The following is a 253-nucleotide window of genomic DNA, read 5'->3' as shown; positions in this document are numbered from 1 at the left end:
CCGGCCCTACCTCCTGCTGGGCGAGAAGCTCGGCCGCTTCCAGGGCCAGCTCTGCCCGGGCAAGATCGACGAGATCGAGATCGAGTACGCCGGCGACGTGGCGGAGCTGCGCGTGGCGCCGATCACGATCGCGGTGCTGAAGGGCCTGCTCGAGAAGGTCACCGAGCGCGTCAACATGGTGAACGCGCCGGTGGTCGCCCGCGAGCACGGGATCAAGGTGATCGAGTCGAAGTCGAGCCGCTCGACCGACTAC

1 protein-coding gene is annotated in these 253 nt (G+C 68.0%); it reads left to right on the top strand.

Annotated elements, in window-relative coordinates; all coding sequences use genetic code 11:
* Nucleotides 1-253 (top strand): phosphoglycerate dehydrogenase (locus tag L6Q96_23640; GenBank protein ID MCK6557538.1); only part of this gene is annotated, 253 nt, incomplete at both ends.

It is taken from the genome of Candidatus Binatia bacterium (genome assembly GCA_023150935.1).
Taxonomy (GTDB): Bacteria; Desulfobacterota; Binatia; order HRBIN30; family HRBIN30; genus JAKLJW01.
The sequence above is the reverse complement of the archived record's forward strand: the minus strand, read 5'-3'. Positions and strand labels throughout refer to the sequence as shown.